Origin of the sequence: Burkholderia latens (assembly GCF_902499045.1) — a bacterium.
GTDB classification, from domain to species: Bacteria; Pseudomonadota; Gammaproteobacteria; order Burkholderiales; family Burkholderiaceae; genus Burkholderia; species Burkholderia latens.
Genome location: NZ_CABVPL010000073.1, coordinates 18,001 through 27,632, shown reverse-complemented (window position 1 = coordinate 27,632; position 9,632 = coordinate 18,001). Strand labels below are relative to the sequence as shown.

The 9,632-nt window shown below is 66.6% G+C and carries 9 protein-coding genes; all 9 read left to right on the top strand.

Annotated features, from left to right (window positions below):
* On the top strand, positions 1-341 hold a 341-nt coding region (locus tag BSE24067_RS30645; RefSeq protein WP_254600367.1), incomplete at its 5' end, for a DUF4115 domain-containing protein.
* Positions 342-447: 106 nt separating this feature from the next.
* Positions 448-1,752 carry a flavodoxin-dependent (E)-4-hydroxy-3-methylbut-2-enyl-diphosphate synthase gene (gene ispG / locus BSE24067_RS30640; RefSeq protein ID WP_151068517.1) on the top strand — a complete coding sequence of 435 codons (1,305 nt, stop codon included), beginning with the start codon at positions 448-450 and terminating at the stop codon, positions 1,750-1,752.
* Between the two features lie 16 nt (positions 1,753-1,768).
* The gene (gene hisS, locus BSE24067_RS30635; RefSeq protein WP_151068516.1) at positions 1,769-3,109 is read left to right on the top strand and encodes a histidine--tRNA ligase; all 1,341 of its coding nucleotides are present in this window, start codon (positions 1,769-1,771) and stop codon (positions 3,107-3,109) included.
* Positions 3,110-3,164: 55 nt separating this feature from the next.
* Positions 3,165-3,794: a tetratricopeptide repeat protein gene (locus tag BSE24067_RS30630; protein ID WP_151068515.1), complete on the top strand. Its 630-nt coding sequence runs from the start codon at positions 3,165-3,167 to the stop codon at positions 3,792-3,794.
* Positions 3,795-3,833: 39 nt separating this feature from the next.
* On the top strand, positions 3,834-4,979 hold the full coding sequence (bamB, locus tag BSE24067_RS30625; RefSeq protein ID WP_151068514.1) for an outer membrane protein assembly factor BamB: 1,146 nt from the start codon (positions 3,834-3,836) through the stop codon (positions 4,977-4,979).
* Positions 4,980-5,223: 244 nt separating this feature from the next.
* Positions 5,224-6,561, top strand: coding sequence for a ribosome biogenesis GTPase Der (gene der, locus BSE24067_RS30620; protein WP_151068513.1), 1,338 nt, complete (start codon positions 5,224-5,226; stop codon positions 6,559-6,561).
* A 153-nt stretch (positions 6,562-6,714) separates the two neighbouring features.
* Positions 6,715-6,954, top strand: coding sequence for an RNA chaperone Hfq (gene hfq / locus BSE24067_RS30615; protein WP_006399927.1), 240 nt, complete (start codon positions 6,715-6,717; stop codon positions 6,952-6,954).
* A 72-nt stretch (positions 6,955-7,026) separates the two neighbouring features.
* On the top strand, positions 7,027-8,202 hold the full coding sequence (gene hflX, locus BSE24067_RS30610; protein WP_174904967.1) for a GTPase HflX: 1,176 nt from the start codon (positions 7,027-7,029) through the stop codon (positions 8,200-8,202).
* A gap of 47 nt (positions 8,203-8,249) precedes the next feature.
* Positions 8,250-9,623 carry an FtsH protease activity modulator HflK gene (hflK, locus tag BSE24067_RS30605; protein ID WP_174904966.1) on the top strand — a complete coding sequence of 458 codons (1,374 nt, stop codon included), beginning with the start codon at positions 8,250-8,252 and terminating at the stop codon, positions 9,621-9,623.
* Positions 9,624-9,632 lie beyond the last annotated feature (9 nt).

Sequence of the window (9,632 nt, the reverse complement as noted above, 5' to 3'; positions counted from 1 at the left end):
CCGAAGCCGCGGCGCCTGCTGCATCGCAGCCCGTCGCGGCGGCAGCGAGCGCGGCCGCGCCGGCCGAGCCCGCGAGCGTCGCGGTGGCGGCAGGCCAGTCGATGATCGAACTGAAGGTCAAGCAGGATTGCTGGTTCAGCGTGCGCGACAAGAACGGCAAGGAGCTGTTCTCGGCGCTGGTGCGGGCCGGCGAGACGAAGCAGGTCGCGGGCGACGGGCCGTTCAAGGTCACGATCGGCAACAAGGCCGGCCTCGATACGGTCGCGTTCGACGGAAAACCCGTCGATCCGGCAAAATATTCGGCAGCGCGAGGCAACGTGGCGCGGTTCACGTTGCCCTGACGTCAAGCGCCGTGGCGAAGGCCCGTCCTGGACGGGCCGCGAGGGCACGGCGCTTTTTCAATTCATGCGCCGCGTCGCGGCGCATTCCGCGTAAATGGATCTATCGATGCAATCCGAAGCTCAATCCCCACGCAGCAGTCAGATTTGTTCAACCGAGCCGGTGTTCGGCGGGCATCGGCCGCGTCGCGTGTCGCATGCGGTGGATGTTCGTTGGGGCGGGCAGCTCGTGACGATCGGCGGTGATGCGCCGGTGCGCGTGCAGTCGATGACGAATACCGACACGGCCGATGCAATCGGCACGGCGATCCAGATCAAGGAGCTCGCGAACGCGGGCTCCGAGCTGGTGCGCATCACGGTCAACACGCCGGAGGCCGCGGCGGCCGTGCCGGCGATCCGCGAACAGCTCGACCGGATGGGCGTGACCGTTCCGCTCGTCGGCGATTTCCACTACAACGGCCACCTGCTGCTGCGCGATTATCCGGGCTGCGCGGAGTCGCTGTCGAAGTACCGGATCAACCCGGGCAACGTCGGCCAGGGCGCGAAGCGCGACACGCAGTTCGCGCAGATGATCGAAGCCGCCGCGAAGTACGACAAGCCGGTGCGGATCGGCGTGAACTGGGGCAGCCTCGACCAGGACCTGCTCGCGCGGATGATGGACGAGAACGCCGCGCGTGCTCAGCCGTGGGATGCGCAGAGCGTGATGTACGAGGCGCTGATCCAGTCGGCGATCGGCTCGGCCGAGCGCGCGGTCGAACTGGGCCTCGGCCGCGACCGCATCGTGCTGTCGTGCAAGGTCAGCGGCGTGCAGGACCTGATCGCCGTGTACCGCGAGCTCGCGCGCCGCTGCGGCTTTGCGCTGCACCTCGGGCTGACCGAGGCCGGCATGGGCTCGAAGGGCATCGTCGCGTCGACTGCCGCGCTCGGCGTGCTGCTGCAGGAAGGGATCGGCGACACGATCCGCATCTCGCTGACGCCGGAACCGGGCGCGTCGCGCACCGGCGAGGTGATCGTCGGCCAGGAAATCCTGCAGACGATGGGCCTGCGCTCGTTCGCGCCGATGGTGATCGCGTGCCCGGGCTGCGGCCGCACGACGAGCACGCTGTTCCAGGAACTCGCGATGCAGATCCAGACCTACCTGCGCGAGCAGATGCCGGTCTGGCGCAAGGAGTATCCGGGCGTCGAGAAGATGAACGTCGCGGTGATGGGCTGCATCGTCAACGGCCCCGGCGAATCGAAGCACGCGAACATCGGCATCAGCCTGCCGGGTTCGGGCGAGAACCCGGCCGCGCCCGTCTTCATCGACGGCGAGAAGGTCAAGACGCTGCGCGGCGAGCGGATCGCCGAGGAATTCCAGCAGATCGTCAGCGACTACGTCGCACGCAACTACGGCCGCGCAGCGGCCCTGAACTAATTCGTCCACACACACGATGACTGAACAGAAACGCAAGATCGAGAAACTCACCGGCGTCAAGGGCATGAACGACATCCTTCCGCAGGATGCCGGCCTGTGGGAGTTCTTCGAAGCGACCGTGAAATCGCTGTTGCGCGCGTACGGCTACCAGAACATCCGCACGCCGATCGTCGAACACACGCAGCTGTTCACGCGCGGCATCGGCGAAGTCACGGACATCGTCGAGAAAGAGATGTACAGCTTCACCGACGCGCTGAACGGCGAGAACCTGACGATGCGTCCGGAGAACACCGCGGCCGTCGTGCGCGCGGCGATCGAGCACAACATGCTGTACGACGGCCCGAAGCGCCTGTGGTACATCGGCCCGATGTTCCGTCACGAGCGTCCGCAGCGCGGCCGCTACCGCCAGTTCCACCAGGTCGGCGTCGAGGCGCTCGGCTTCGCGGGCCCGGACGCGGATGCCGAAATCATCATGATGTGCCAGCGCCTGTGGGACGACCTCGGGCTGACCGGCATCAAGCTCGAGATCAACTCGCTCGGCCTCGCCGAAGAGCGCGCCGCGCACCGCGTCGAGCTGATCAAGTACCTCGAGCAGTTCGCCGACGTGCTCGACGAGGACGCGAAGCGCCGCCTGTATACGAACCCGCTGCGCGTGCTCGACACGAAGAACCCTGCGCTGCAGGAAATCGCGCAGAACGCGCCGAAGCTGATCGACTTCCTCGGCGACGAATCGCGCGCGCACTTCGAAGGGCTGCAGCGCCTGCTGCTCGCGAACAACATTCCGTTCAAGATCAATCCGCGTCTCGTGCGCGGCCTCGACTACTACAACCTGACCGTGTTCGAGTGGGTGACCGACAAGCTCGGCGCGCAGGGCACGGTCGCGGCCGGCGGCCGCTACGACCCGCTGATCGAGCAGCTCGGCGGCAAGCCGACCGCCGCGTGCGGCTGGGCGATGGGCATCGAGCGCATTCTCGAACTGCTGAAGGAAGAGGATCTCGCGCCCGAGCAGGAAGGTGTCGACGTGTACGTGGTGCACCAGGGCGAGGCGGCGCGCGAACAGGCGTTCATCGCGGCCGAGCGTCTGCGCGATACGGGCCTCGACGTGATTTTCCACTGCAGCGCCGACGGCGCACCGGCGAGCTTCAAGTCGCAGATGAAGCGGGCCGATGCGAGCGGCGCCGCGTTCGCGGTGATCTTCGGCGAGGACGAAGTCGCGAACGGCACGGTGGGCGTGAAAGCGCTGCGCGGTGCGGGCCAGGAAGGGGAAAAGAACGTTCAGCAGACCGTACCGGTCGAAAGCTTGACCGAATTCCTAATCAATGCGATGGTTGCATCCGCCGAAGACGGCGACGACTGATCGCGCTGGCATTCGCTCGACAAGAAAAGCCCGAAAAGGAAGGAATCGCTCGCCGATGAGTTATCACGACGAACAAGAATCGATTGAAAGTCTGAAGGCGTGGTGGGCCCGCTGGGGCAACCTGACCACGTGGATCGTACTCGCGGCGCTCGTCGTCGCGGCCGGCTTCAACGGCTGGAATTACTGGCAGCGCCGTCAGGCCGCCGAAGCTTCCGGGTTGTATGAACAGGTCCAGAAGGCCGCCGCCGCGAACGACAAGGCGACGATGGCCCGCGCGGCCGCCGACATGGAAGACAAGTTCGGCCGCACGCCGTATGCGCAGATGACTGCGCTTGCAGCCGCGAAGACGCTGTACGCGGCCGGCGACGCCGCCGGCGCGAAGGCGCAGCTGCAATGGGCGGTCGACCACGCGAAGGACGACGAGTACAAGCAGATCGCGAAGCTGCGTCTCGCATCGCTGCTGCTCGACGAGAAGGCGTACGACGCCGGCCTCGCGCTGCTGTCCGGCACGCCGGTCGATGCATTCAAGGGCCTCGTGGCCGATCGCCGCGGCGATCTGCTTGCCGCGCAAGGCAAGACCGACGATGCGCGCGCCGCGTACAAGCTCGCGCTCGACAGCCTGTCGCAGGACGACCAGTCCGCGCGTCAGCTCGTGCAGTTCAAGCTCGACGCGCTCGGCGGCTGATTCCGGCCCCCTCAACCTCTTAACTTGCTTCGCTAACCGATGAATTTGCTGAAACGTTACGCTGTGCCCGTAGCCTGCGCGGCGGCTGTCCTGGCATTGGCGGCCTGCTCGTCGTCGAAGGACGCGCGCCGCGTGCCGACGCCGCTCACCGAGTTCAAGCCCGTCATGGACGTGCAACAGGTCTGGAAGGCGAGCGTCGGCAAGGGCGGGCGCTACCTGTTCTCGCCGGTGGCCGTGGGCGACGCCGTTTTCGCGGCGGGCGAGAACGGTTCGGTCGAGAAGATCGACGCGAAGACGGGCCAGACGCTGTGGCGCACGAAGGTCGGTTCGGACCTGTCGGCCGGTGTCGGCAGCGACGGCAACCTGACCGCGGTCGGCGCGCTGAAGGGCGGCGTGTTCGTGCTTGGGCCCGACGGCAAGCAGCTGTGGAAGACGAGCGTGCAGGGCGAGATCTTCTCGCCGCCGCTGGTCGGCAACGGCCTCGTGATCGTACGCACGATCGACGGCCAGGTGATCGCGTTCAACGCGCAGACCGGCGAGCAGAAGTGGAACTACCGCAACCGCGCGGTGCCGCTGAACCTGCGCGTGTCGGCCGGCATGACGTTCGCCGGCGATGCGGCCGTGCTGGCGGGCTTCCCCGGCGGCGGCCTCGTCGCGATCAACCTGCAGACCGGCGAGCCGTTCTGGCAGACGCCCGTGTCGTTCCCGAAGGGTGTGACCGAAGTGGAGCGCATCAACGACGTCAGCGGGCCGCCGACGCTCGTCGGCGCGGAAACGTGCGCGGTCACGTTCCAGGGCCAGCTCGGCTGCTTCGACGCGAACTCGGGCCGGCCGCTGTGGGAAAAGCCGTTCTCGAGCCGCAGCGGGCTCGCACAGGACGATTCGGTCGTCGCCGGCGGCGACGACTGGTCGGTCGTGACGGCGTACGACGCGGCGAGCGGCAACCAGCTGTGGCGGAACGACAAGCTGAAGAGCCGCGACGTCGGCGTGCCGTACCTGCTCGGCCATGCGGTCGTGATGGGCGACTACCAGGGCTTCGTGCACTTCCTGTCGCGCGAGGACGGCAGCTTCATCGCGCGGATGAAGACCGACGGCAGCGCGATCACCGCGGCGCCGGTCCTGGCGGGCAATACGCTCGTCGTGCAGACGAAGGACGGCGGCCTGTACGGGTTCCGTCCGCGCTGACGCGCGCGCAACAGGCGCGATCGCGGCGGAGCGGAGGTCCCGCGCGCCGCGATCGTGCGACATGAGGCGGCCGGTGTCCCCGGCCGCTCGGTATTTGAAAGGCAGTTCGCAACGAAGGACGACGGCGCGCGACGCGCGCCTGGCGCCCGCATCCGGCGCGGCGCGAAATCGTGATATTTTCATTCAGCGCAGCCGCCCGCAGCAGCGGGCCTCCCGCTGCTGCGCATCACCGTAGAAAACACAGATGAAACCGGTCATTGCCCTCGTTGGGCGCCCCAATGTGGGGAAATCCACGCTGTTCAACCGGCTCACGCGCTCGCGCGATGCGCTGGTCGCCGACTTGCCCGGCCTGACGCGCGATCGCCATTACGGCGAGGGGCGGGTCGGCGCGCGGCCGTACCTGGTCGTCGATACCGGCGGCTTCGAACCGGTCGCGAAGGACGGCATCCTGCACCAGATGGCGCGCCAGACGCGGCAGGCCGTCGAGGAAGCGGACGTCGTCGTGTTCATCGTCGACGGCCGCAACGGGCTCGCGCCGCAGGACAAATCGATCGCCGACTACCTGCGCAAGACTGGCCGGCCGATCTTCCTGGTCGTCAACAAGGCCGAGGGGATGAAGTATACGGCGGTCGCGACGGACTTCTACGAGCTCGGGCTCGGAGACCCGCGCGCGATCTCGGCCGCGCACGGCGACGGCGTGACCGACATGATCAATGAGGCGCTGGAAGTCGCGTACGCGGGCCAGCCGGAGGAGGCGGACGAGGACGATCCGTCGCGCGGCATCAAGATCGCGATCGTCGGCAGGCCGAATGTCGGCAAGTCGACGCTCGTAAACGCGCTGATCGGCGAGGACCGCGTGATCGCATTCGACATGCCGGGCACGACGCGCGACTCGATCTACGTCGACTTCGAGCGTAACGGCAAGAAATACACGCTGATCGACACCGCGGGCCTGCGGCGCCGCGGCAAGGTGTTCGAAGCAATCGAGAAGTTCTCGGTCGTGAAGACGCTGCAATCGATCTCGGACGCGAACGTCGTCATTCTTCTGCTGGATGCGCAGCAGGACATTTCGGACCAGGACGCGCACATCGCCGGCTTCGTCGTCGAGCAGGGCCGCGCGCTCGTGATCGGCGTCAACAAATGGGACGGCCTCGACGAGCATGCGCGCGATCGCGCGAAAGCCGATTTGACCCGCAAGCTGAAATTCCTCGATTTCGCGAAATCGCACTACATTTCGGCCGCGAAGAAGACGGGCATCGGCGCGCTGATGCGCTCGGTCGACGACGCGTACGCGGCAGCGATGGCGAAGCTGCCGACGCCGAAGCTCACGCGCGCGCTGATCGAGGCCGTCGAGTTCCAGCAGCCGCGCCGTCGCGGCCCGGTGCGCCCGAAGCTGCGCTACGCGCACCAGGGCGGCCAGAACCCGCCGCTGATCGTGATCCACGGCAATGCGCTCGACGCGGTGACCGAGACTTACAAGCGCTACCTCGAAAACCGCTTCCGCGAAACTTTCTCGCTGACCGGGACTCCATTGCGCATAGAGTTCCGTTCGTCGAACAATCCGTACGCGGACAAGGGCTGAGCACGTCTGCCACGCGCGTCCCACAACGGATAGGCCGCATGGCCTATGCCCGGGCGGGGCAGGCAAAATCAGCTATAGTGTAGCGATTGGCGCCGGATCTCTTTTTCTTCGTCGCCAATCCAGATCAACCTGCAAAAAAAGATGGAGTACGCCATGAGCAACAAAGGGCAATTGTTACAAGACCCGTTTTTGAACGCACTGCGCAAAGAGCACGTTCCCGTTTCGATCTATCTCGTCAACGGCATCAAGCTGCAAGGGAACATTGAATCGTTCGACCAGTACGTCGTGTTGCTCCGTAATACGGTGACCCAGATGGTTTACAAGCACGCCATCTCGACGGTCGTGCCGGCGCGCCCGGTGAATTTCCACCCGGACGCGGAAGCCTCGTCCTAACCCATCGCAGCGGCCGGCAGCCGGTCGCCGCGAGCGACCGATGCCAGCCGCCTTATCTTGACACCTGATAATTTGATCAACGCAGCGCTCGTCGGCATCGATTTCGGCAAGACCGATTTCGAAGCCAGTCTCGAAGAACTCAGCCTTCTTGCCTCCAGTGCGGGGGCCCGTCCCGCCGTCACCCTCACGGGCCGTCGCGCCAGTCCCGATGCCAAGATGTTCATCGGCAGCGGCAAAGCCGATGAATTGCGGCTCGCCTGCGACTCGCACAACGTCGAAATCGTCATCTTCAACCACGCATTGGCGCCGGCCCAGCAACGCAATCTGGAGCAGGCGCTTAACAGACGCGTGGTCGATCGCACGAGCCTCATCCTCGACATCTTCGCTCAGCGCGCCCGCAGTCACGAAGGCAAGCTGCAGGTCGAGCTCGCGCAACTGCAATACCTGTCGACCCGGCTGATCCGCGCGTGGACCCACCTCGAGCGGCAAAAGGGCGGTATCGGCCTGCGCGGCCCCGGCGAAACGCAGCTCGAAACCGACCGCCGATTGATCGGCGAGCGCATCAAGATGCTGAAGTCGCGGCTCGACCGGCTGCGCCGGCAGCACAGCACGCAGCGCCGTCAGCGCGCGCGCAGCGGCACGATGTCGGTGTCGCTGGTCGGCTATACGAACGCGGGGAAGTCGACGCTGTTCAATGCGCTGACGAAAGCGCAGGCGTATGCGGCCGACCAGCTGTTCGCGACGCTCGATACGACGTCGCGGCGCGTGTATCTCGGCGACGAAGCCGGCCAGATCGTGGTGTCCGACACGGTCGGGTTCATCCGCGAACTGCCTCACCAGCTGGTTGCGGCGTTTCGCGCGACCCTCGAGGAAACCATCCACGCGGATCTGCTGCTGCACGTGGTCGATGCGTCGAGCGCGGTGCGGCTCGAGCAGATCGAGCAGGTCAACGGTGTGTTGCACGAGATCGGCGCGGACACGATCCGGCAGGTGCTGGTGTTCAACAAGATCGACGCCGTGCCAGAGCTGGCGGCCCGCGGCGACGCGGTCGAGCGGGACGAGTATGGTAATATTTCGCGCGTCTTTTTGAGCGCGCGCACCGGTCAGGGTCTCGACACGTTGCGTGCCGCCATCGCCGAAATCGCCTCCGCGGAACACCTTTCCGGCGCGACGTTACCCGACGACGCGCTCGACGGCGCACCCGCAGAACCGCACGAAGACCACACGATTTCCGAACACGGGCGCTAACCGGTCCCGGCCGGTTCGCCGGCGTCCAATCTGGTGAACAAACTCTGGTGAACGAATACAACGAGCGGAGTACCTGGCGGCGGATGCGCGCCTTGCTGTCGATCAACGATCCCCGCTGGGGGCGTGGTGACGGCAAGGGCAACGATGGATCTCGTCCGCGTGCGAACGAATCGAAGCGTCCGCCCGGCGGCGACGGTGACGGTCCGCCCGATCTCGACGAGATGTGGCGCAACTTCAACCGGCGCCTGAGCGGCCTGTTCGGCGGCAAGGGCGGCAACGGCTTCCGGCCCGACAACGGCCGGGCCGCGCGGGTCGGCGTCGGCATCGTGATCGGCGTGCTGATCGCGGTCTACGCGGGCAGCGGACTGTTCGTCGTGCAGGAGGGCCAGACGGGCGTCGTGCTGCAGTTCGGCAAGCTGTCGGGCACGGTCGGCCAGGGCGTTCACTGGCGCGCGCCGTATCCGTTCGCGTCGCACGAGATCGTCGACACGTCGCAGGTCCGTTCGATCGAGATCGGCCGCAACAACGTCGTGCGTCTCGCGAACGTGAAGGAAGCAGCGATGCTCACGCGCGACGCCGACATCGTCGACGTGCGTTTCGTCGTCCAGTACCGGATCCGTTCCGCCACCGATTACCTGTTCCGCAGCGCCGATCCCGAGCGCAGCGTGTCGCAGGCCGCCCAGGCCGCGGTGCGCGCGATCGTCGGCACGCGCAGCGCGGCCGACCTGCTGAACCAGGACCGCGACGCACTGCGCGAGCAGTTGTCCGCCGCGATCCAGCGCGATCTCGATCGCTACCAGTCCGGGCTCGAGGTCACGGCCGTCACGATGCAGAGCGTGTCGGCGCCCGAGCAGACCCAGGCCGCGTACGCCGAAGTCGCGAAGGCGCGCGACGAGCGCGAGGCCGCGAAGCGCGCCGCGCAGGCCTATGCGAACGACCTGCTGCCGAAGGCGCAGGGCGACGCCGCGAAGCTCGCCGACGAAGCGAACGCGTATGCCGAGCGCGTGGTCACGGAAGCCGAAGGCGACGCCGAGCGCTTCAAGCAGGTCTATGCGCAGTATTCGAAGGCGCCTGCAGTGATCCGCGAGCGGATGTACCTCGAAACGATGCAGGAAATCTATTCGAACGCGACGAAGGTGTTTGTCGGCAACAAGGGCGGCAACAGCGTCGTGTACCTGCCGCTCGACAAGCTCGTCGAGCAGGGGCGGCAAAACGCCGCGAATTCGGCAAACGCGGCGAATGCGACCAATGCGGCGCCGGCCGGCGCGTCCGCGCCCGACGCGGCGTCGGCGCCGGCTGCTGCCGCGGCGAGCGTGCCCGCGAGCGCGGCGTCGGCCGCCGCGGCGCCCGCACCGGGCAGCGACGTGCTGCGATCGCGCGAAGCATTCCGCAGCCGCTCGCGCGAAGACGATACGAAGTAACGGGGAGCG